The following is a 22,191-nucleotide window of genomic DNA, read 5'->3' on the forward strand; positions in this document are numbered from 1 at the left end:
TGCGGATGCGCGGGCGCAATGGACGAAAGTTCAATCCGCCAACCGGGATCTACTCGGCGACCTCGCCCTTCAGGTTCAGAAGGCGACCGTGAACGGCACGGACTATTTCCGGGTCCGTGGCGGTCCGATCAGCAGCGGCGATGCCGCCAAGGCCCTATGCGTCCAGCTCAAGGCCAAGGGCGTCGCCTGCATTCCTGTTGCACCGGGGAAGTAATTCGTGGCGTTCGAGGCCGTTAGCGCGGCGATCTACGGCTGTTCCGGACTGACACTGACCGACGAGGAACAGGCCTTTTTCGCGGATCAGAAACCGTTCGGTTTCATCCTTTTCGCCCGGAATATCGATACACCGGATCAGGTTCGGGCCCTGACCGCATCCATGCGCGCCGCGGCAGGCCGGCCCGACGCCCCCATTCTGATAGATCAGGAGGGCGGCCGCGTGCAGCGACTGCGCCCACCGCACTGGCGGCAGGCCCGGCCGGCACGCGATTTCGGGGACCTGTACCTGCGGGACGCCGAAGCGGCACTGGACGCGTTGCGCCTGAACTACCGCCTGATCGCGCAGGAGCTTGTCGACCTGGGGATCGATGTCGACTGCGTGCCATGCCTCGACGTTCCCGTCCCGGGCGCGCATGACATTATCGGCGACCGCGCCTTTTCGACCGATCCTGAGATCGTGTCCGTCTGCGGCCGGGCGGCCTGTGAAGGACTGATGCAAGGCGGCGTCAGTCCGGTAATCAAGCATGTGCCGGGACATGGTCGCGCCACGGCGGACAGTCATCACGATCTGCCGCGCGTCAGCGTTTCCCTCGATAAATTGATGGCGAGCGACATCGTGCCCTTCCGGCGTTTGCGCGATATGCCCTATGGCATGACCGCGCATATCGTCTTCGATGCGATCGACCCGGATCGGCCGCTTACTCAGTCGGAATCCGGCATCGCCTTCATTCGGGATACGTTGGAGTTCGACGGTCTGCTGATGACCGACGATTTGTCGATGAAGGCGCTGGGCGGCGGTTTCGACGACCGTGCGGCATCCAGCCTGGCCGCCGGATGCGATCTGGTCCTGCATTGCAATGGCGACATGTCGGAGATGCGGGCGGTCGCGGAAGGGACGGGGGCATTGTCGGCAGACGCACAACGGCGCATCCGAGATGTCCCAAGCCCCGCGAAACCGGCGTCGGAGTTCGATAGCGCGGCCGCACTGGCGCGACTGGAAGACTTGTTTCTGTAACCGCGCCTTGCCAAGAGCGGGGCCATCCGGCAAACCCAATGGAATGCGTGGCGCCGACAGGCGGGGGACGACGTGTCCGATACCGGATCGACCGAAAATTCAGGCTTTCAGGAAGACGCGGCCCCGCCGCGTCCGGTCGATGGTTTGGACGATCTGGTTCTGGCCCTGGACGGCTTCGAAGGGCCGATCGATCTGCTGCTGACCCTGGCACGGGATCAAAAGGTCGATCTCGCCAAGATTTCGATCCTTGCATTGGCCGAGCAGTATCTGGCATTCGTCAATCGTGCCAGAGAGTTACGGCTGGAACTTGCGGCCGATTATCTGGTCATGGCAGCGTGGCTCGCCTTCCTGAAATCGAAACTGCTACTGCCGCCGCCGGCGGATGATTCCGATGAGGAAAACCCGGCGGAAATGGCCGCACGGCTGGCCTTCCAACTGCAACGCCTGGAAGCGATGCAGAAGGTATCCAAGGAATTGTTCGCCCGGCCGAGACTGGGGCAGGAATTCTTCGCCCGCGGCATGCCGGAACGGCTGCGCGTCGCCAATCGCGCGATTTATGAGGCCAACCTTCTGGATCTGATGCGGGTCTATGGCGAAATCCGGCGCAAACAGGATGTTGGCGGTCAATTGCGCATCATGCCGACCCGCCTTGTGTCGATGGAGCAGGCGGCGCGACGGCTTCGGGCCATCCTGGGCGATATCCCGGATTGGCAGACGCTGGAACGCTTCGTGCCTTACGACAGCCAGGATCCGTTGCTGCGACGGTCGGCCATGGCGTCCACCTTCGCGGCCAGCCTGGAGCTCAGCAAGGAAGGCCTGGTCGAGATCCGCCAGAACGGCGTGTTCGGAACGATCTATATGCGCGCGAAGCCCGGCGCGGATTTGCGTCAACACGATCCGAATGCCCTGGCCGCCGACGAGGATCCGCTGGACCCTGACGATCTGGACCTCTACGAAGACAAGAGCGATGAAGAATAAGTTTATGGAATCAAGAGATTAATCGCGATGGATAGATTTCAGCAAATCCGGCTTCTTGAAGCCATGTTGTTCGCGGCCGCGGAACCGGTGACGGAGCCGACGCTGCTGGAACGGCTGCCGGAGGGGATCGAGCTGGACAGCCTTCTGGAGGAGCTGGAAGGCATGTATGCCGCGCGCGGCGTTAACCTGGCCAAGGTCGGCAAGGGCTGGTGCTTCCGCACCGCGACCGATCTGTCGGGCTATATGGTGCTCGAGCGCGAAGTGCCGCGGAAACTCTCCCGGGCCGCGATCGAGACCCTGTCGATTATCGCCTACCACCAGCCGGTCACGCGCGCTGAGATCGAGGAAATTCGCGGCGTCGCCCTGTCCAAAGGGTCGATGGACGCGCTGTTGGAGGCCGAGTGGATCCGCCCGCGCGGCCGTCGACGGGCGCCGGGCAAGCCGGTGACCTGGGGCACGACGGAACGGTTTCTGGCCGATTTCGGCTTGGAGGATCTGACCGATCTGCCGGGCGTGGAAGAGCTGAAGGCTGCCGGTCTGCTGGACAGCCGGCCCAATTTGGGCGCGATCGCGATGCAGGCGACCGACAGCGACGACGATTCCGAGGATGGTGACGACGTCGACGAACGGACCGCTTTCCTGGAGAATGACGAGGCCTTCGAATCGGTCGAGGACGATGAGCATATCGCGCTTGAGGACTGATGTTATGGCGCCGGTTCAGTCCCGCTGCGCTCTCGTGACCGGTTGATTGTGATAATCATGCTCAATAGATTGGCGCTATGAGCGATCTGGCCCCTAAAACACCGGTTCTGCAGTTGACAGGCGTGCACCATTCCTATGGCGATACGCCGGCGGTGCGCGGGCTGGACCTGTCGGTCGGCGCGGGTGAAGTGGTATGCCTTCTCGGCCCGTCCGGCTGCGGCAAGACAACGGCGCTGCGAATCGCTGCCGGGCTGGAGCCGGTGCGCGCCGGCAGTGTAGAGCTGGATGGCGTCATCGTGACCCGTCCGGGGGAAATCATGCCCCCCGAAAACCGGAATCTGGGTCTGGTCTTCCAGGACTATGCCCTGTTCCCCCACATGACGATCGCGAAGAATATTGCCTTCGGCCTGCCGCGTGGGGTCGACACGGCCGGTCGGGTGAAGGCGGTTCTGGAACAGGTCGGATTGAGCGACTATGCGGGGGCCTATCCTCACGAATTGTCCGGCGGGCAGCAGCAGCGCGTGGCCCTGGCCCGCGCACTGGCACCGGAACCCCGGATCATCTTGATGGATGAGCCTTTTTCAGGGCTGGATGCGCGTCTGCGGGAATCCGTAAGGGACCGGACTTTGCATATTCTGAAACGGTCCAAATCGGCCGTTTTGATGGTCACCCACGACGCCGAAGAGGCGATGCATATGGCCGACCGGATCGTTGTCATGCGCCAGGGCCATGTCGAACAGGACGGTACGCCGGATTCGCTTTATCTCCGCCCGGTGAACGGGTTCGTCGCCGGCTTTTTTGGTGACGTGAACCGTTTGTCAGGCAGGGTGAGCGGTGGCGCGGTGGATACGCCGCTCGGCGTCTTCGATGCGAACGGCCTGCCGGAAGGCGGGGCCGCCCAGGTCGTGATCCGGCCGGAGGCCCTTGCCCTTTCCGGGGAGGGTTCAGGGGCCGTTCAAGTGAAGGTTCTGGCGTCGCGGATGCTGGGACGAACCAGCTTGATCCATTTGTGTACGTGCCAGACAACCGGGCAGGAGCTGCATCTGCATGCCCGGATGCCGGGCCGCTATCTCCCGGACGAAGGCGCAATGCAGTCCGTGAAGCTGGATCGCAGTCAGGTCTTTGTTTTTCCGGCGGAAGGCGCTACATAGCGAGGGAATGATACAGGGCCGGCGGCACTCTTGGAGGAAGCCGGGACCAAACGGGCTTAACGAGGGGTAAATTATGGGCAGTTTTTCCATCTGGCATTGGCTGATTGTTCTGGCGGTCGTGCTTGTCCTTTTCGGTGGCCGCGGCAAGATTTCCGCGCTCATGGGCGACTTCGGCAAGGGCCTGAAATCGTTTAAGAAAAACATGAAAGAAGAAGGTTCGGAAACGGCTGAGACCGATACCGAGACCAAGCGGATCGCCACGGAATCGGATGCCGAAGCGTCCGAAAAGTCCAAGGACAAGGCCGCCAACGGCTGATTGGATCGGCGCACGGGCCGGGATGCGACGCCGGGTTCGGCGCGATCTCTGGCTCGTTCCCTGTAACTCGGTTCTAACGGTGGGCCATGCTTGACTTCGGCTGGCAGGAATTCCTAGTCGTGGCAGTTGTGACCGTCCTGGTGGTCGGTCCGAAGGAACTGCCGCGTGTCTTCCGGACGATTACCGGGTTCATGCGCAAGGCGCGGTCTCTCGCTGGGGAATTCCACAGCGCCATGGACGAGATGGCGAAAGAGGCTGATCTCCAGGACATCAAGAAACAGGTCGAGGGCGTCAAGAACGGCTCTTCCAGTTGGGTCAAGGACATCGACCCGACGGGTGAAGTCGAAAAATCCGTCCGCGACATGAAATCCGAAGTGAATGCCGCGCGTGGGGAAGTGAACCAGGCCGGACGGACTGACAGCACGCCGTCGCCCAGCACGACCACGCCGAAGCCTGAAGTGTCCGCTCCGGTCCCGCCGAAGCCTGCCGCCAAGGCCGAAGCCAAGAAGACCGAGCCCAAGCCCGCCACCAAGCCGGCGTCATCGAAGCCCGCGGCTCCGAAGGCTGCCGGTGCCAAAAAGTCGGTGGCCAAGAAAGCCGCGGCGAAGAAAGCTACGCCCCGGAAAACGGCAGCAAAGAAATCCGCCCCGGCGAAATCCGCTTCGAAACCGGCCGCGAAGCCGGGATCGTCCGCCTCTAGTTAAGGAAGTCGAGTATGAGCGAGGTGGATGAGAGCGAATTGGACGCGTCGAAAGCGCCGTTGCTCGAACATTTGAAGGAATTGCGGTCCCGGCTGCTCTATTCGGTCGGTGCGCTGATTGTCGGCTTCTTCATCGCCTTTGCCTTCGCTGAACCGGTCTATAACTTCCTGGCGGAACCGTTGGTCATCGCCTGGGGCGACGACCTGGCCGGCCGGCGCATGATTTTCACCGCGCCGCATGAATGGTTCTTCACCCAGATCAAGGTCGCCTTTTTCACCTCGTTCTGCTTCACCTTTCCGTTCATTGCCTGGCATCTGTGGATGTTCGTGGCGCCGGGCCTGTACCGCCATGAAAAGAGTGCGTTCCTGCCGTTCCTGGTAGCGACGCCTTTCCTTTTCACCCTCGGTGCGGCCTTCGTCTATTACCTGGTCATGCCAGTCGCGCTCGGGTTCTTCCTGGGCTTCGAACAGGTCGCGGCGGATGGCGTGCGCGTCGAAATGGAAGCGAAGGTCAGCGAATACCTGTCCTTCGTGATGACGCTGATTTTCGCCTTCGGTCTGTGCTTCGAACTGCCGGTGCTGCTGACCCTGCTGGTCCGGGTCGGCATTACTTCCGCGAAAGGGCTTCGGGAGAAACGCCGCTATGCGATCCTGATCGCCTTCGTCGCGGCGGCCATCCTGACCCCGCCGGATCCGTTGAGCCAGATCGGTCTCGCGATTCCGATCATTCTGCTCTACGAAATCTCGATTTGGTGTTCCGTCTTCATCGAGAAGCAGAAGAAGGAGCGTGACCGGCTGCTCGGCCTCGACGATGACGAGGAAGAGCACGACGAGGACGAGGACAAGAAGTCCTAACTCGGACCCCATCGGTCGCCTGAAAGCCACACTCACCGGGACATGACATAGCCGCGGCCAGATAGATGCTGGACGCCCGGTCGCGGCGCGTCCTATAACCCGCCGGTCCGGTTTCCCGGGCATTTCCTATCAACCGATGCCATGAGAGGTGTGACATGCACGATCTGAGGTATATCCGCGAAAATCCGGAAACCTTCGACGCGGCTCTGCGGAGCCGCGGAGCCGTGTCGTCGTCCTCCGCCGACATCCTGGCATTGGACGAGGCGCGCCGCGCCGCCCAGACGCGTATGCAGGAAATCCAGAGCCGCCGTAACGCCGCCTCGAAGGAGGTTGGACAGCGGAAGGCGAAGGGTGAGAACGCCGACGATCTGATCGCCGAAGTGCAGGCCTTGAAGGACGGTCTGGCCCAGGCGGAGCAGGAAGAAAGCGATCTGGCGGAAAAGCTGGATGCCTTGCTGGCCAGCCTGCCGAACCTGCCGTTGGCCGACGTGCCGGTCGGTGGCGGCGAAGACGACAATGTCGAGGTCCGCCGTATCGGTGAGCCTCGCGTTTTCGACTTCGACGCCAAGGAGCATTTCGATCTCGGCGAGGGGCTCGGCCTGATGGATTTCGAAACCGCCGCGACCATGTCCGGCGCCCGGTTCGTCATCCTGAAGGGGGCTTTGGCGCGGCTGGAGCGTGCCCTGGCCAGCTTCATGCTGGACACGCACACGACCCAGAACGGCTATACCGAAACCATCCCGCCCTTCCTGGTGCGGGACAATGCGATGTTCGGCACGGGACAATTGCCCAAATTCGCCGAGGATCTGTTCCACACGGATGACGGTTTCTGGTTGATCCCGACGGCGGAAGTTCCGTTGACCAACACCGCGGCCGAGAAGATCTGGGACGAAGCCCAATTGCCGATGCGCCTCACGGCGTGGACGCCCTGTTTCCGGTCGGAAGCCGGTGCGGCCGGTAAGGATACCCGAGGCATGATCCGCCAGCACCAGTTCTCGAAAGTCGAGATGGTGTCGATCACGCATCCGGATCACTCCGAAGCGGAACTGGAACGGATGACAGGCTGTGCCGAAGGCATCCTGAAAGCGCTCGGACTGCCGTTCCGGACCATGGTCCTGTGTACCGGCGATATGGGGTTCGGTGCGCGCAAGACCTTCGATATCGAAGTCTGGCTGCCGGGGCAGGGACGGTACCGGGAAATCTCAAGCTGCTCGACTTGCGGCGATTTCCAGGCCCGTCGCATGAAGGCCCGTTTCCGCACCGCCGGTGAAAAGGGAACCCGCTTCGTGCATACGCTGAACGGATCTGGTCTGGCGGTCGGCCGCACCCTGATTGCGGTCCTGGAGAACTACCAGAACGCCGACGGATCCGTAACGGTGCCGGAAGCCCTGCGCGGCTATATGGGCGGCCTGGAACGGATCGAAGCGGTCTCCCGAGGCTAATGATGAACCCGTCTCCCCTCGATCTCGTTCCAATCGATCTCACCAAAGCGCGGGTGCTGATCAGCAATGACGACGGGATCGAGGCGCGGGGCCTGCAGGTCCTGGAGGAGGTGGTTCGGCCGCTGGTCGGTGAACTATGGATCTCCGCACCCGCGGAGGGCCATAGCGGGGCGTCGGCCATGGTCTCCCTGCGCCGGGAAATCGCCATCGAACCGCGCGGCGAACACCGTTTCGCCGTCACAGGCCGGCCGGCGGACAGCCTGTTGGCGGCCTTGCGCATTACCATGGCGGATGCGCCGCCTGATCTGGTTCTGTCCGGGATCAATCATGGCGTCAACATTGGCGGCGACCTGATCTATTCCGGGACGGTCGGCGTCGCGGTCGCGGCCGCGTTGAACGGCATTCCGGCGATTGCGCTCAGTGCGGATCACCCGGAAGGTCAGCCGGTTTCCGACGCGACCTGGGGCGATGTGGCGTCTCATCTTCCCGCCGTTCTGAATGCGCTCTGTCGCCGTGGCCTTCGTCGTGGCGGCGCGCTGGGCGTCAATTTTCCGGTCGCGGTCGCCGACCCGGCGCCGCTTTTCGTGCGCCAGGGCACATCCGGCGACACGATGGTCTACCGCCCTGTTCCGGGGGACGGAAACCGCTATATTCTGCATCACGAGGGCGGCGCGCCCGGGGATTTGGACGGGACCGATCTGGGGGCGATTTCCACCGGCCGGATCGGGGTGACGCCGCTGACGATCGACAGAACCGACCACGCCCTCTTGCGCCGGATCGCCGAAGCGAACTAAACCGGGGGGCTACGAGGGACCCCAACCACGGGACGTGACCGTGATCGCGATGGATCTTCAGTCCGAGCGGGCTCGGCTGATTCTGACGCTGCGCCGTAACGGCATTCTGGACCAGGCGGTTCTGACCGCGCTGGAACAGACGCCGCGCGAGCTCTTCGTGCCGGAAACCTTCCGCCGCCACGCCTATGACGATTCCGCGCTGCCGATCGGGCGGGGGCAAACGATCAGTCAGCCTTTCGTCGTCGCGCTGATGACCGAAGCGCTCAAACTGGATCGGCGCTGCAAGGTGCTGGAGGTCGGCACCGGCTCCGGCTATCAGGCCGCAGTGCTCAGCCGGCTGAGCCGCCGCGTTTATACCGTCGAACGCCACAAGCCGCTGTTGCGTGAGGCGGAGTCGCTGTTCCGGCACCTCGATTTGCACAATATCGTCACCAAGTATGGAGACGGCGCAACGGGCTGGCAGGAGCAAGCGCCGTTCGACCGGATCATCGTGACGGCCGCCGCGATGGATGTGCCGCCGGTTCTGGTCGACCAACTGGCCGTCGGCGGTCGCATCGTCGTACCGGTCGGGGATCACGATCTGCCGCAAGTACTGCTCTGCGGGACGAAGACCGAGGGCGGCTTGGAATTGGAGGAGATGGGCGACGTGCGTTTCGTTCCGCTATTGCCGGGGGTGGAGGCCGACCGTGACTAGGGTCGCGGTCCTGGTCCTGACCGCGGCACTGCTGGCTGCCTGTGGCGGCGGCGGGTCGGGACCGCAGATACGCCTGTTCGACAGTTCCAGTGTTAAGAGCGGCGGCCAGGGGACGTCGCAATCCGTCGGCAGTTCCAGCAGCGCCCCGGTTGCCCCGACCCAAGGGAATATCCACACCGTCCGGCGCGGTGAGACGCTATACGCGATTTCTCGGGGATATGGTGTGCCGCTCCGCGCGCTGATCGTCGAGAATGCGCTTCGGCCACCCTACGATTTGCGGGTCGGTCAGCAATTGCGCATTCCCGCGGCGCGGACCCACACGGTTCGGACCGGCGAGACGGTTTACGGCATATCCCGGCAATACGGCGTTGCGATGAATGAATTGGTGCGCGTCAATCAAATGGCGCCGCCCTATACCATCAAGGTCGGTCAGCGGTTGAGCGTGCCGTCGTCTACCGTGCCGCGGGCTACCTATGTCTCCACCGATCCAGCCGCACCGCCGCCACGGCCGGAACCGATACCCAACGCCCCGGGCAATCCGGAACCGTCGGCAGTCGCGCCGTCGGTCGAGCCTTTGCCGGAGTCTCAGCCGCCCGCTTCGTCAGGAGACGATGTTCCGGTTCTGGAGGCCTCGCCGGAACCGGCCCCGTCGCAACTCCCATCGCAGCCGCCCCCGGAACCGTCATTCGGGCCGCGCGATGTGATCTATCCGCCCGCGAAACCCTACGAGCCGCCGCGCCTTGTGGGGCCAATCCCGCGCCCGCCGCCGATGACGGGCAATGGTTTCCTGTGGCCGGTCCGGGGGAATGTCGTATCGGCCTACGGTCCGAAAGGTCGGGGCCTGCATAATGACGGCATCAATATTGCCGCACCGCGCGGCAGCCCGATCCGCGCTGCCGAAGCCGGCGTCGTCGCCTATGCCGGTGACGGGCTGCAAGGTTTCGGCAACATCGTCCTGATCAAGCATGCCGACGGCTATGTCACCGCCTATGCCCATGCCGACGCGCTGCTGGTCAGTCGGGGGCAGGTCATTCAACGCGGTCAGGCGATCGCCCGCGTCGGGTCCAGCGGTACGGTCGAGACGCCGCAGGTGCATTTCCAGATCCGTCGGGGAAGGGATGCCATCGATCCGCGCCGGCTGCTGCTGACCAGTTGAGCCGGTTCAGAATTTCTTGAACAGTTTGGTTTGGTCGAACAGGTCTTCCAGCGCCTTCATTCGGTCGCGCGTCTCAGTCCAGCGAAGGTTCTGGACGGCCGCAATGATCGCCTCCACGACGAACATGATCGCGACATTGGAATCCCAGGCGGACGGCGCTTCGATTCGGCAATGGAAACTGTGTGCCGCGTGTTTCGCAACGGGCGAACGCCATTGATCGGTGAACAGGACGATGGTGGCACCTTGCGTCCGCGCCATTTCGGCAAGGCGCAATAGATCGTATTCGTAGCGCCGGATATCGAAGATCACCAGCGTATCGCCCGGCTTCATGTTCAGGACATAATGCGGCCAGGTGTTGGAATTGGATTTGATCAGGGTCAGACCGCCCCGGATCACCTGCATATGGGTGAAAAGGTAATCCGCCAGGGCCCGGGTCAGCCGTCCGCCGACGACGTATACTTCCCTTTCCGTGTCCGCCAGCAGATCGACCGTCTCGTTGAAGGCTTCCAGAGAGATCTGCCGCAGGGTCTGATGCATGTTTTCCTGAACGGCATCGGCAAAGCGGTTCAGGATATGCGTGTCGGGCGCGCTTTCGGCCCATCGGTCGTGTTTGGCGATCGGGTTGGTGATCGTCTCTTCCAGCTCCGAGCGCAGCTTGTCCTTCAGTTCCGGAAACCCGTCGAAACCCAGTTTCTTCGCCATGCGCGCCACGGTCGGCATGGAGACGCCGGAGGCATCGGCCACGGCGGCGATCGAATTCAGGCCCAAGACGGGATAATTCTCCAGCAGGGCATTCGCCAGTTGCCGCTCGGCGCGGGTCAGGTCGTCAAAGCGGGCATGAATCCGCTCTGCCACCGTCCCATTCTGTGCACCGCGCGTGGCTGCTGACATGATTTCCTACCCGGTTCGACTTGCCGCCAACGGGTTGTTCCCGATGCTTTTGGAAACTATCGATCAATGTTGGCAAGTCTGTAAAGAAATTTTCAGAAAAGGAATTGACTGCGGCTCAAACTCTGAAAAAATGGTTTCAAGAGGCGGTCAGAATGGACCGTAGATCGGGAGCTCTGGGGGAGCAGGCTGGCATGTCCGGTCCATTTGCATTGTCGGAAATCAATCCGTCCGAAGCCGTGGAGGTGTTGAACCCCGACGGCCAAGGCGGTTTCGTGCTGATTTGCGAACATGCCTCCAATCGTATCCCGGCTGCCCTGAACCGGCTCGGTCTGTCCGATGAGGCGCTGTCCAGCCATATTGCCTGGGACCCCGGTGCCCGTGCGGTCGCAGCAACCCTGTCGCGGGACTTGGATGCCCCGTTGGTGGCTGCCGGCATGTCCCGTCTGATTTATGACTGCAATCGTCCGCCGCATGCGGATTCCGCGATGCCGGCCCGCAGCGAAGCGACTGACATTCCGGGCAATGCCGGGCTGGATCATTCGGCACGGCTGGCGCGAACATTGGCGGTCTACGGGCCGTTTCGGGACGGTGTCGCCGATACGCTGGATCGCGCCTTAGCGATGGGACGCCTGCCACTGGTCCTGACGATCCATTCCTTCACGCCGGTCTATCTGGGACGACGGCGCGAGGTTGATATCGGGATTCTGCACGATAGCGATTCGCGGCTTGCCGATGCCATGTTGCAGGTTGCGGCGGAAGACGACGAGGCGGCAACATTGCGCATATGTCGGAACGAACCTTATGGACCCGCCGACGGCGTGACGCATACATTGGCCCTGCATGCGGTGCCGCGCGGGCTGCCGAATGTGATGATCGAGATTCGCAATGAGCTTTTGGCCGATTCCAAAGGACGCGACCGGATCGCGGCCTTGTTGGGGCGTCTGGCGCGCGGAGCGTCGGCGATTCTTTCCCGTCAGCCGGCCTTGGACAAGGCGGGGTAGGGGCGATCCATGCCGCGCGCGCTGATGCAATTCGTCCGCCTGATCGACCTGATGAACAAAGGGGTCGGCCGCGTCGCCATGTATGGCATTTTCGCCATGATGGCCGTGCTGCTGTATTCGTCGATTTCCAAGAGTTTCTTCAACCCGTCGCTCTGGACCTTGGAAGTCGCGCAGTTCCTGATGGTCGCCTATTTCATTCTGGGCGGGCCCTATTCGATCCAGCTCGGCTCCAATGTCCGCATGGATCTGTTCTATGGCAGTTGGTCGGTACGCACCAAGGCCATGGTCGATTCGGTATCCGTCCTGTGCCTGTTGTTCTATCTCGGCATCCTGTTCCAGGGCGCGATGGTTTCCATGGCCTATTCGCTCGGATATTTCGGGACCGAGCCATATGCGTTCTATTGGGATCTTCTGACCGCCTTCCTGACCGGAGGGCCGGACGCGGCGGGGGAAATGCTGGGCTATCTCGAGCGCAGTTCCACCGCCTGGCGGCCCTTCCTGTGGCCGGTCAAGCTGGTTCTCATTGCCGGTGTCTTTCTGATGCTGTTGCAGGTCCTGGCGGAGCTGATCCGCGATATCGATCACCTCATCAGCGGTAAGGAAGACACCTGATGTCCTATGAGTGGATCGCGATCCTGATGTTCTCGTCGATGATGCTGATGCTCATGACGGGGCAGCGCGTTTTCGGGGCGATCGGGTTCGTGGCGTCGCTGTCCGGCCTGCTGCTGTGGGGCGTCGGCGGTGTCGATATCCCGTTCGCGGCGGCGATGAAGCTGATGAAGTGGTATCCGCTGCTGACGCTGCCGATGTTCATCTTCATGGGCTACGTGCTGTCGGAAAGCCGGATCGCCGACGACCTCTACAAGATGTTTCATGTCTGGATGGGGCCGGTACGCGGCGGACTGGCCATCGGCACGATCGGATTGATGGTCCTGATTTCCGCCATGAACGGCCTGTCGGTCGCCGGCATGGCCATCGGGGCGACCATCGCACTGCCCGAACTGCTGCGGCGCGGCTACGACAAGATCATGGTGACGGGGGTCATACAGGCCGGGTCGTCCCTGGGAATCCTCGTCCCGCCCTCCGTCGTGCTCGTTCTCTATGCCATGATCGCGCGTCAGCCCGTCGGACAGCTTTGGCTCGCGGGCGTCATTCCCGGCCTGATGATGGCGTCGATGTTCATCATTTACATCTATGTGCGATGCAGGGTGCAGCCCGAATTGGGCCCGCCGCTGGACAAGGAAGAACGCGACATTCCGATGGCGGAGAAGCTTCGGCTGCTGCGCGCCGGACTGCTGCCCATCGCGATCTTCGCGGCGATGATGGTGCCTTTCGTGAATGGCTGGACCTCGCTGGTCGAGAGCTCCGCCATCGGGGCGATCACGGCCATGGTCGCGGCGATCCTGAAACGCCGGATGACGAAGGAAGTTTTCGAGAAGAGCGTCCGCAACACGCTGGGCATCTCCTGCATGTTCATGTGGATCATCCTGGCCGCGCTCGGTTTTGGGGCGATTTTCGACGGTCTGGGCGCGGTGAAGGCGATTGAAGGCCTGTTCACGGAGCAATTGGGTCTGAACCCCTGGATGATCCTGATCCTGATGCAGCTCAGTTTCATCCTTATGGGGACGTTCCTGGACGACACGGCGATGCTGGTCATCGTGGCGCCGCTTTATGTCCCGCTGGTGGGCGCGCTGGGCTTCGATCTGATCTGGTATGGTGTGCTCTATACGATCACGACACAGATCGCCTATATGACGCCGCCCTTCGGCTATAACCTGTTCCTGATGCGTGCCATGGCGCCGCCGGAGATCGGTCTGCGCGACATTTATCGTTCCATCGGTCCCTTCGTGCTGGTCATGGTCGCGGCCCTGGCCATTGTGATGGTCTTTCCGCAAATCGCCTTGTGGCTGCCGGAAACCGTCTACGCGAATTAGGGTGGATAATCGAATAACAGTGCCTCGGTGAAGAGGCCGTCAGAGTTTCAACAACTGAGTGAGCAAGGAGGCTAGGATATGACAACGAGACGTAATTTCTTGAAAGGCGCGGCGGTAGCGGCTCCGGCGGCGGCGTTGGCCACCCCGGCGATCGCGCAGTCGACGATCAAATGGCGTATGCAGACCTATGCCGGTCCGGCATTGGCCGAGCATGTGGTGAAGCCCGCCATCGACATGTTCAACAAGATCGCCGGCGACAAGATGCAGATCGAGCTGTTCTTCGCCGATCAGCTGGTCCCGACGGGCGAGCTGTTCCGCGCCATGCAGCGCGGCACGATTGATGCCGTTCAGTCGGACGACGACAGCATGGCCTCGCCGACGGAAGTCACCGTGTTCGGCGGCTATTTCCCGTTTGCGTCGCGCTATTCGCTGGACGTGCCGGTTCTGTTCAACCAGTACGGTCTGAACGAGATCTGGGACGAGGAATATTCCAAGGTCGGCGTGAAGCACATTTCCGCCGGGTCCTGGGATCCGTGCCATTTCGCGACGAAGGACCCGATCCGCTCGTTGAAGGATCTGGAAGGCAAGCGCGTCTTCACCTTCCCGACGGCCGGCCGCTTCCTGGCGCAGTTCGGTGTTGTGCCGGTGACCCTGCCGTGGGAAGACATCGAAGTCGCCGTTCAGACCGGTGAGTTGGATGGGATCGCCTGGTCGGGCATCACCGAAGACTACACCGTCGGCTGGGCGGACGTGACGAACTACTTCCTGACCAACAACATCTCCGGCGCCTGGGCGGGCTCGTTCTTCGCCAACATGGACCGGTGGAACGAACTGCCGGAAGACATGCAGACCCTGTTCCGCGTGTGCTGCGACCAGTCGCATTATTACCGTCAATGGTGGTACTGGGGCGGCGAGGCCAGCCTGCGCGTCCACGGCACCAAGATGGAACTGACCTCCATCCCCGATGCCGAATGGGATCAGGTGGAGCAGGCGGCCCAGAAGTTCTGGGACGAGATTGCGGCCGAATCGGAGACCAAGGCGAAAGTCGTGGAAATCTTCAAGAAGTACAATGCCGACATGCAGAAGGCGGGCCGGCCGTACCGTTACAGCTAAGGGCGAAGGCTTCGGCGCGTTTCGGCGCGCCGAAGCCCCCCTCTCATTGACCTGAATTGACCCGGATCGGAGTTTACCAAATGCCGGAGGTTTTGAGTTTCGAGGCGCTGAAGGCGCAGGTCGCGGAAGGCAAGGTGGACACGGTCCTGACTTGCATCATCGACATGCAGGGCCGCCTCATGGGCAAACGTTTCCACGCGGCGCATTTCGTGAACAGCGCCTGGGAAGAAACGCATTGCTGTAACTATCTCCTGGCGACCGATCTCGAAATGGCCACCCCGGACGGCTATGCGGCAACAAGCTGGGAACGGGGTTATGGCGATTATATCATGAAGCCCGATCTGACCACGCTGCGTCCCGTGCCATGGTTGGAAGGGACGGTCATGGTCCTGTGCGATATCCTGGACCACCACACGCATGAGCCGGTGCCGCATGCGCCGCGCCAGATCCTGAAGAAACAGATCGCGCGCCTGGAGGCCATGGGCTTCACGCCGATGATGGCGACCGAACTGGAATTTTTCCTGTTCAAGAAGACGTATGCGGAACTGCGCCAGGACGGCTATCGGACGTTGGAGCCGATCAGCGACTACAACGAGGATTACCACATCTTTCAGACCAGCAAGGAAGAGCATGTGATGCGCCCGCTGCGCAATCACCTCTATGCGGCCGGTCTGCCCATCGAAAACACGAAGGGCGAGGCGGAAGCCGGTCAGGAAGAGCTGAACATCAAATACGGCCCGGCGCTCGACGCCGCCGATTTCCACACGATTGCGAAACACGCGACCAAGGAAATCGCCTGGCAGAACGGCCATTCGGCGAGCTTCCTGTCGAAATGGCACCATCAGCGTGTCGGCTCGTCTTCGCATATCCACCAGTCGCTTTGGCAGGACGGCAAGCCGGTCTTCTATGACGCCGACGACAAGCACGGCATGTCGCAGCTGATGAAGCACTATCTGGCCGGGCTGATCGCCTATGCGCCGGACATGACCTATTTCCTGGCGCCCTATATCAACAGCTACAAGCGCTTCCAGAAGGGCTCCTTCGCGCCGACGCGCGTGATCTGGTCCGTCGACAACCGCACGGCCGGTTTCCGGCTGTGCGGCGAGGGGACGAAAGGCGTTCGTGTCGAATGTCGCATCGGCGGGTCGGACATGAACCCGTACCTCGCGATGGCCGCGCAGATTGCCGCCGGCATCAAGGGAATGGAAGACAAGCTGCCGCTCGACCCGCCGCTCAGCGGGGACGCCTATGCCGGTCAGGGTGGGCAAATCCCCACCAGCCTGATCAAGGCGCGGGATGCGTTGCTCGGCTCGAAAATGCTGCGCAAAGCGTTCGGCGATGACGTGATCGACCATTACGGCCGCGCGGCGGAGTGGGAAATCGAGGAATTCGAAAGCGTGGTGACGGATTACGAGATCGCCCGCGGATTTGAACGGGCCTAGGACCGAACCGAAGCCCCATACCTGAAAGACGCACATGATGAGTAAGATGCTTCGTTGTATCTCCCCGATCGACGGATCGGTTTTCGCTGAACGCCCGGCCCTCACTGCCGAGGAAGCCAAGGCCCGCACGACGCAGATGCGTGCCGCCCAGAAGGACTGGGCCGCCCGCCCGATGCAGGAACGCATCGATCTGGTTCTGGCCGGTGTCGCGGCGCTCGGCAAAATGAATGACGCCATCGTCCCGGACCTGGCGAAGATGATGGGGCGTCCGATCCGCTATGGCGGCGAATTTGGCGGCGTGAACGAGCGCGCGTCCCATATGGCGAAGATCGCGCAGGAATCGCTGGCCGACATTCAGGTCGGTGAGGACGAGACCTTCACGCGCTATATCAAGCGCGTGCCGCATGGGCTGGTCCTGGTCATCGCACCCTGGAACTACCCCTATATGACGGCGATCAATACGGTCGCCCCGGCGCTGATCGCCGGGAACACCGTGCTGCTGAAGCATGCGACCCAGACCTTGTTGGTCGGCGAGCATATGGCGGCCGCATTCCACAGCGCAGGCGTGCCGAAGGACGTCTTCGACAACATTTTCCTGGATCACGATACGACATCGGAACTGCTGTCCTCCCGCTCCGTTGATTTTGTGAACTTCACCGGATCCGTCGGCGGCGGCCGTACGATTGAGCGCGCGGCGGCCGGTACTTTCATCGGCGTTGCCACGGAACTGGGCGGCAAGGACCCGGGCTATGTCATGGAAGACGCCGATCTGGATGCGGCGGTCGCCACTTTGATCGACGGCGCCATGTTCAATTCCGGCCAGTGCTGCTGCGGCATTGAACGCATCTATGTCCATGAAGCGCTGTACGATTCCTTCGTTGAGAAGGCGGTGGAGATCGTCAACGGCTATGTCCTCGGCAACCCGCTGGACAAGGAAACGACGTTGGGTCCGATGGCGCATGTTCGCTTTGCCGAGGAAGTCCGTGCCCAGATCGACGAGGCCGTTGCTGCCGGCGCCAAGGCGCATATCGCCAAATCCCCTGCGGATGACGGCGGCGCCTATCTGTCGCCGCAGATCCTGACCGACGTGACCCATGACATGCGGGTCATGCGTGACGAGAGCTTTGGCCCCGTGGTCGGGATCATGAAGGTGTCTTCCGACGAGGAAGCCATCGCCCTGATGAATGACAGCGAATTCGGCCTGACCGCCAGCCTTTGGACGAAGGATGTCGAACGGGCCCAGCGCGTCGGCGACCGGATTGAGACGGGGACGGTCTTTATGAACCGCGCCGACTATCTCGATCCCGGCCTGTGCTGGACCGGTTGCAAGAATACCGGGCGCGGCGGCGGTCTGTCGGTGATCGGCTTCCACAACCTGACCCGCCCGAAATCCTATCACCTGAAACGGCGTACCAGCTGACCGAAGCATGGGCGCGTGACCTACGTAAGTGGATCGCAGAAATGACGAAAACGATTACCGGTAACTGGGGCTTCCCGACCAAAGTCTGGTCCGGGCCCGGACGCATCAAGGAACTGGGCAAGGCCTGCGGCGAACTTGGGATCAAGCGGCCGCTGCTCGTCACCGACGAAGGGCTGAAGGATCTGCCCATCGTCAAGAATGCTATGGCGGTTCTGGCGGATTGCGGCTGCGCGGCGGCGCTCTATGCCGATGTGCGCGGCAACCCGGTCCAGTCCAATGTCGACAATGGTGTCGCGGCCTATAAGGCCCACGGCGCGGACGGCGTCGTCGCCTTCGGCGGCGGCAGCGGTCTGGATGTCGGTAAGGCCATCGCCTTCATGGTCGGCCAGACCCGGCCGATCTGGGATTTCGAGGATATCGGCGACTGGTGGACCAGGGCCGATGCCGACGCCATCGCGCCGATCGTCGCCGTGCCGACCACGTCCGGCACTGGGTCGGAAGTGGGCCGCGCCAGCGTCGTGACCCATCCCGACACGCATGAAAAGAAGATCATCTTCCACCCGCGCATGCTGCCGGGCGTGGTGATCTCCGACCCGGAACTGACCGTCGGCCTGCCGGCGAAGGTGACGGCGGCGACCGGGATCGACGCCTATGTTCACTGTTTCGAAGCCTTCTGCGCCCCGGGTTTCCATCCGATGGCGGACGGGATCGCCCTGGAAGGCATGCGCCTGATCCAGACAGCCCTGCCGCGCGCCTATGACGACGGCAAGGATATCGAGGCACGGGCCGATATGCTGGCCGCCGCGTCGATGGGGGCCACCGCCTTCCAGAAGGGTCTGGGCGGCGTGCATGCGATCAGCCATGCAGTGGGGGCGACCTACGATACCCATCACGGCCTGACCAACGGCATCGTTCTGCCGCATATGATGCGGAAGAACGAGGCGGCGATCGCCGACCGTATGCCGATCCTGGCTCGTACCCTGGGCCTGGCGAAGCAGGACTTTTCCGGCGTGCTGGATTGGACCCTGCAATTCCGCGAGCGTCTGGGCATTCCGGACACGCTGGGCGAAATCGGCGTTCCGGCTGACCGTGCGGATTATATCGGCGAATTGGCCGAACGCGATCCGTCGGCGGGAACGAACCCGCAGAAGCTCAGTGCCGCCGAATATGCCGACGTGTTCCGCGCGTCGGTCGGCTGATTGACTGAAACTTGAAATGGAACGGGCCGGTCGCCGCAGGGCGCCGGCCCGTTTCTGTTAGAACTGCAGCCCGCAGGTTTCGAAGGCCGCCTTGGTCCGGTCCCGTTCTTCCTGAGTAAGGCCGATCATCGGTGCGCGGACAGGGCCGCCGACCTGGCCCAGCAGTTCTTGCCAGTATTTCTGATGCGATTGCGGTTTGCCGCCCGGCCGCGTGCCCCTCAATGCCTTACGGACTGGGTTTAGGCTGGCGCTGACTTTACGGGCTTCGTCGTGTTTGCCGGCGAAGGCCAGTTCTGTGTATTCCTGCATTCGTCGGTCCTTGGCGGTCTGGATCAGATAGGGGGGCGAAGAACACAGATAGAGCCGCCAGCCCAGATCGATGATGTTGTCCAGCCACTCCTCCTCAGATGCCGTACTGACCAGAATTTTGTCGCCGGCCAGTTCGGTCAGCTTGGCGTACATCGGGCGCTCTACGCTGTATTTGATTGCCACGATATTCGGCAGCTCCGCGATCCGGGCGCAGAGTTCCGGCGACATCAGGTAGCCGGAATCCGGATGGCTCCACATCGCGATGCCGATATCGACCCGTTCGCTGATCGTCTTGTAGTAACGATAGAGAATCTCGTCGCGGTCATGGACGAAATGCAGGACAGGGGCGTGGACGACGATACTGTCCGCGCCGACCGCCTGGGCATGTTCGGCCAGTTCGATCACGGTATCCATGTTCTGATCGGACACGGACATGATGGTGCCGGCCTTGTCCCCGGTTTCCTCCACCGCGATTTCGAAGGCGCGTTTGCGCTCCGCCAAGGACATGGAGAAGAATTCGCCCTGTTTCCCGGCGATGAACAGTCCATTGATGCCCAGATCGTCCACCCAATGGCGAATGTTCCGGCGGAACCCTTCCTCGTCGACGCTCAGATCGTCCTTGAAGGGCTGCAGAGCCGCCGCCCAGATGCCGCGCATGGTTTCACGGGCATAGTCTTTCGCCTGGTCACGCGTGTACTTCATTGTTCAATTGTCCTGTTGTTCCTGCAGGCCGTTCAGGGCCCGCCAAAGTTTTTCGGAGGTCAACGGCATGGATAAACTCGTTACGCCGCGGTCTTTCAAGGCGTCGTAGGCCGCGTTCAGGATTGCGGCCGGCGCGCCGATTGTGCCCGCTTCCCCGACACCTTTCGCACCGAGAAGGTTTGCGGGTGAGGGGGTCTCGGTCTTGACGATAGTCACCGGCGGAATGTCGTCGGCGCGGGGCAGGGCATAGTCGCTGAAGGACCCCGTCAGCAATTGTCCGTCAGGGGCATAGACGAGGGTTTCCAAGAGCGCCTCGCCGATCCCTTGCGCAATGCCGCCCCGGATTTGGCCTTCGACCATCATCGGATTGACGATGGTTCCGGCGTCATCGACACAGACCAACTGTTCCAGGGTCGGGACGCCGGTATCGCTGTCGATGCTCAGAACGGCCAGATAAGCGCCATATCCCCAGGCCTCGCCCTCCGCCTCGTATTTGACCTCGGTCTCGATGGTTTCGCCGTCCCCGATTTCGCGCAACCGCGCCATAACCTGGTCGGCGGCCAAGGCCAGGGCGCTGCCGCCGATCGGCGTACTGCGGCTTGCCAGGGCACCGATACCCTTGGGTGCGACGGCCGTATCGCCGAACCGGATTTCGATGGCGTCCATCGGCGCCGCCATACGGTCGGCCAAAATCTGTGCAAACGCGGTCTCCCGGCCATGGCCCTGGCTGGATGCCCCGACTTCCGCCACGATCCGGCCATCGGCTTCACGCCTTACGCGCGCGCTCTCCCACCCCTGGCCGCAGGGTTCGACATAGAAGGCGACGCCCAGTCCGACGATCTCTCCCGCCGCGCGCCGTTGTGCCAGGGTCTCGCAAAGATCCGCGTATCCCGCCGCTTCCGACAGCCGCCGCAGGGCTGCGGGATAGTCGCCGGAATCCAGCCGTCTGCCCGTCACGCCTTCATGCGGCAGGGCATCCGGGGTCAGCAGATTGCGCTGACGGATTTTCAGCGGATCGATTCCGGCTTTGGACGCTGCGGTCGAGACCAGCCGCTCCATCAGCGCGGTCGCCTCCGGCCGCCCGGCGCCGCGGTAGATGCCGACGGGGGCGGTCGTGCTCAGAACCGCGCGGGTTTCGATGTCCAGAACCGGGATATCATAGGGGCCGGGCAGCATGCGCCCCGCATTCCAGGCCGGAACGGCGGCACTGGTCGGCAGCCAATGGCCCAGCGGACAATCGATCCGCGCTTCTAGGGCCAGAAAACGGCCGTCTGCGTCGATTGCCAGCCGTCCCGCCGTCCGCGCGCCGCGCCCATGCGTGCCGGACAGAAAATCCTCGGACCGGCTGGCGGTCCAGCGCACCGACCGTCTGAGCGTCAGCGCCGCCCAGACCACGAAGACGTCTTCGGGATAGAGCGAGGCCTTCATACCGAAAGCGCCGCCGACATCCGGCGCGACGACGCGGATTCGGGTTTCGGGCACTTTCAGGATGCGGCTCAGCTCCGTCCGGGCGCGATGCGGCGTCTGGGTGGACAGCCAGACGGTGACGCCATCCCGGTCTTGGTCATACCGCGCGGCGACCGCTCTGGGTTCCAGCGCAGAAGGGGCCAGGCGGGGGTGTTGAACGACACATTCCACCACATGCGCTGCCTGCGCCGCTGTCGTGTCGAAGGAGCCCGACTGCCAGCTTGCGCCCATTGCGCGATTGCCGGGGAATTCGGGAAAGAGGTCTGCAATCTGCGGATCGCCAATTTCGGCATATACGGCTTCGGATGCGTCCTGCGCCGCGCTGCGCGACGGGGCCAGGACGGCGGCGACCGGTTGGCCGACCGCAAGCGTCCGGTCCTTCGCGAGGATCGGGAAATGGGAGGGGCGCGCATCCGGCAAGATCGCGTTGACCGTCAGAAGTCCTGTTTCGCCCAGGTCGTTGGCAGTGAAAACATGGTCGGCCCCGATATCGGCCGGGTCCTCCGGGCCGTCCAGCGACAGGATCGGTCCTACCGCGTCCGCCCGAACGAAGGCGATATGCAACGCGTCCGGCAGCCGAATGTCATCGGTATAGCATCCGCGCCCGGTCAGCAGCGCCGCATCCTCGCGACGAGGGACGGATTTTCCCAACGGCGTGTTGAATTTGGAATCTGGCAGGTCCACGCGGATCGCT

The 22,191-nt window shown here is 62.5% G+C and carries 22 protein-coding genes; 19 read left to right on the forward strand and 3 right to left on the reverse strand.

Features of this window, described 5'->3' with window-relative positions; translation table 11 throughout:
- The 12 genes from ACO06O_RS08230 to ACO06O_RS08285 all read left to right on the forward strand — a co-directional run.
- The coding region (locus ACO06O_RS08230) for an SPOR domain-containing protein (protein WP_421878149.1) at positions 1-214 on the forward strand (214 nt) is incomplete at its 5' end.
- Between the two features lie 3 nt (positions 215-217).
- Positions 218-1,231 (forward strand): beta-N-acetylhexosaminidase, encoded by a 1,014-nt coding sequence (gene nagZ / locus ACO06O_RS08235; RefSeq protein ID WP_421878151.1) that lies wholly within the window; start codon positions 218-220, stop codon positions 1,229-1,231.
- A gap of 72 nt (positions 1,232-1,303) precedes the next feature.
- Positions 1,304-2,209 (forward strand): segregation and condensation protein A, encoded by a 906-nt coding sequence (locus ACO06O_RS08240; protein ID WP_421878153.1) that lies wholly within the window; start codon positions 1,304-1,306, stop codon positions 2,207-2,209.
- Positions 2,210-2,236: 27 nt separating this feature from the next.
- The gene (scpB, locus tag ACO06O_RS08245; protein WP_421878155.1) at positions 2,237-2,911 is read left to right on the forward strand and encodes an SMC-Scp complex subunit ScpB; all 675 of its coding nucleotides are present in this window, start codon (positions 2,237-2,239) and stop codon (positions 2,909-2,911) included.
- Positions 2,912-2,988: 77 nt separating this feature from the next.
- Positions 2,989-4,062 (forward strand): ABC transporter ATP-binding protein, encoded by a 1,074-nt coding sequence (locus tag ACO06O_RS08250; protein WP_421878157.1) that lies wholly within the window; start codon positions 2,989-2,991, stop codon positions 4,060-4,062.
- 73 nt (positions 4,063-4,135) lie between these two features.
- Positions 4,136-4,378: a twin-arginine translocase TatA/TatE family subunit gene (locus ACO06O_RS08255; protein ID WP_421878159.1), complete on the forward strand. Its 243-nt coding sequence runs from the start codon at positions 4,136-4,138 to the stop codon at positions 4,376-4,378.
- 86 nt (positions 4,379-4,464) lie between these two features.
- Positions 4,465-5,082 (forward strand): Sec-independent protein translocase protein TatB, encoded by a 618-nt coding sequence (tatB, locus tag ACO06O_RS08260; RefSeq protein WP_421878161.1) that lies wholly within the window; start codon positions 4,465-4,467, stop codon positions 5,080-5,082.
- A gap of 11 nt (positions 5,083-5,093) precedes the next feature.
- On the forward strand, positions 5,094-5,933 hold the full coding sequence (tatC, locus tag ACO06O_RS08265) for a twin-arginine translocase subunit TatC (protein ID WP_421878163.1): 840 nt from the start codon (positions 5,094-5,096) through the stop codon (positions 5,931-5,933).
- A 155-nt stretch (positions 5,934-6,088) separates the two neighbouring features.
- The gene (serS, locus tag ACO06O_RS08270; RefSeq protein WP_421878165.1) at positions 6,089-7,375 is read left to right on the forward strand and encodes a serine--tRNA ligase; all 1,287 of its coding nucleotides are present in this window, start codon (positions 6,089-6,091) and stop codon (positions 7,373-7,375) included.
- Positions 7,376-7,377: 2 nt separating this feature from the next.
- Positions 7,378-8,169 carry a 5'/3'-nucleotidase SurE gene (gene surE / locus ACO06O_RS08275; protein ID WP_421878167.1) on the forward strand — a complete coding sequence of 264 codons (792 nt, stop codon included), beginning with the start codon at positions 7,378-7,380 and terminating at the stop codon, positions 8,167-8,169.
- A 49-nt stretch (positions 8,170-8,218) separates the two neighbouring features.
- Positions 8,219-8,863 (forward strand): protein-L-isoaspartate(D-aspartate) O-methyltransferase, encoded by a 645-nt coding sequence (locus tag ACO06O_RS08280; RefSeq protein ID WP_420416932.1) that lies wholly within the window; start codon positions 8,219-8,221, stop codon positions 8,861-8,863.
- On the forward strand, positions 8,856-10,019 hold the full coding sequence (locus tag ACO06O_RS08285) for a peptidoglycan DD-metalloendopeptidase family protein (protein ID WP_421878169.1): 1,164 nt from the start codon (positions 8,856-8,858) through the stop codon (positions 10,017-10,019). Before ACO06O_RS08280 ends, ACO06O_RS08285 begins: the two co-directional genes overlap by 8 nt.
- 6 nt (positions 10,020-10,025) lie before the next feature.
- Here the strand turns inward: ACO06O_RS08285 and ACO06O_RS08290 are convergent, their stop codons facing one another.
- The gene (locus ACO06O_RS08290) at positions 10,026-10,910 is read right to left on the reverse strand and encodes a MurR/RpiR family transcriptional regulator (RefSeq protein WP_421878171.1); all 885 of its coding nucleotides are present in this window, start codon (positions 10,908-10,910) and stop codon (positions 10,026-10,028) included.
- 191 nt (positions 10,911-11,101) lie between these two features.
- Between ACO06O_RS08290 and ACO06O_RS08295 the strand changes: the two genes are divergently transcribed.
- The 7 genes from ACO06O_RS08295 (at position 11,102) to ACO06O_RS08325 (ending at position 19,019) form a co-directional block, all read left to right on the forward strand.
- On the forward strand, positions 11,102-11,911 hold the full coding sequence (locus tag ACO06O_RS08295) for an N-formylglutamate amidohydrolase (RefSeq protein WP_421878173.1): 810 nt from the start codon (positions 11,102-11,104) through the stop codon (positions 11,909-11,911).
- A 9-nt stretch (positions 11,912-11,920) separates the two neighbouring features.
- Positions 11,921-12,523 carry a TRAP transporter small permease subunit gene (locus ACO06O_RS08300; RefSeq protein ID WP_421878175.1) on the forward strand — a complete coding sequence of 201 codons (603 nt, stop codon included), beginning with the start codon at positions 11,921-11,923 and terminating at the stop codon, positions 12,521-12,523.
- Positions 12,523-13,845 carry a TRAP transporter large permease gene (locus ACO06O_RS08305; RefSeq protein WP_421878177.1) on the forward strand — a complete coding sequence of 441 codons (1,323 nt, stop codon included), beginning with the start codon at positions 12,523-12,525 and terminating at the stop codon, positions 13,843-13,845. Before ACO06O_RS08300 ends, ACO06O_RS08305 begins: the two co-directional genes overlap by 1 nt.
- Before the next feature lie 78 nt (positions 13,846-13,923).
- Positions 13,924-14,958, forward strand: coding sequence for a TRAP transporter substrate-binding protein (locus ACO06O_RS08310; protein WP_421878179.1), 1,035 nt, complete (start codon positions 13,924-13,926; stop codon positions 14,956-14,958).
- Positions 14,959-15,038: 80 nt separating this feature from the next.
- Positions 15,039-16,400 (forward strand): glutamine synthetase family protein, encoded by a 1,362-nt coding sequence (locus ACO06O_RS08315; RefSeq protein WP_421878181.1) that lies wholly within the window; start codon positions 15,039-15,041, stop codon positions 16,398-16,400.
- A 46-nt stretch (positions 16,401-16,446) separates the two neighbouring features.
- Complete coding sequence (locus ACO06O_RS08320; protein ID WP_421878183.1) at positions 16,447-17,820, forward strand: aldehyde dehydrogenase family protein; 1,374 nt, start codon at positions 16,447-16,449, stop codon at positions 17,818-17,820.
- Between the two features lie 41 nt (positions 17,821-17,861).
- Complete coding sequence (locus tag ACO06O_RS08325) at positions 17,862-19,019, forward strand: iron-containing alcohol dehydrogenase (RefSeq protein WP_421878185.1); 1,158 nt, start codon at positions 17,862-17,864, stop codon at positions 19,017-19,019.
- Between the two features lie 57 nt (positions 19,020-19,076).
- Here ACO06O_RS08325 and ACO06O_RS08330 read toward each other — a convergent pair whose 3' ends face one another.
- Positions 19,077-20,030 (reverse strand): dihydrodipicolinate synthase family protein, encoded by a 954-nt coding sequence (locus tag ACO06O_RS08330; RefSeq protein WP_421878187.1) that lies wholly within the window; start codon positions 20,028-20,030, stop codon positions 19,077-19,079.
- Positions 20,031-20,033: 3 nt separating this feature from the next.
- Positions 20,034-22,181: a xanthine dehydrogenase family protein molybdopterin-binding subunit gene (locus ACO06O_RS08335; RefSeq protein WP_421878189.1), complete on the reverse strand. Its 2,148-nt coding sequence runs from the start codon at positions 22,179-22,181 to the stop codon at positions 20,034-20,036.
- Positions 22,182-22,191 lie beyond the last annotated feature (10 nt).

The sequence above is a fragment of the Pacificispira sp. genome (genome assembly GCF_965228185.1).
Taxonomy (GTDB): Bacteria; Pseudomonadota; Alphaproteobacteria; order UBA8366; family Aestuariispiraceae; genus Pacificispira.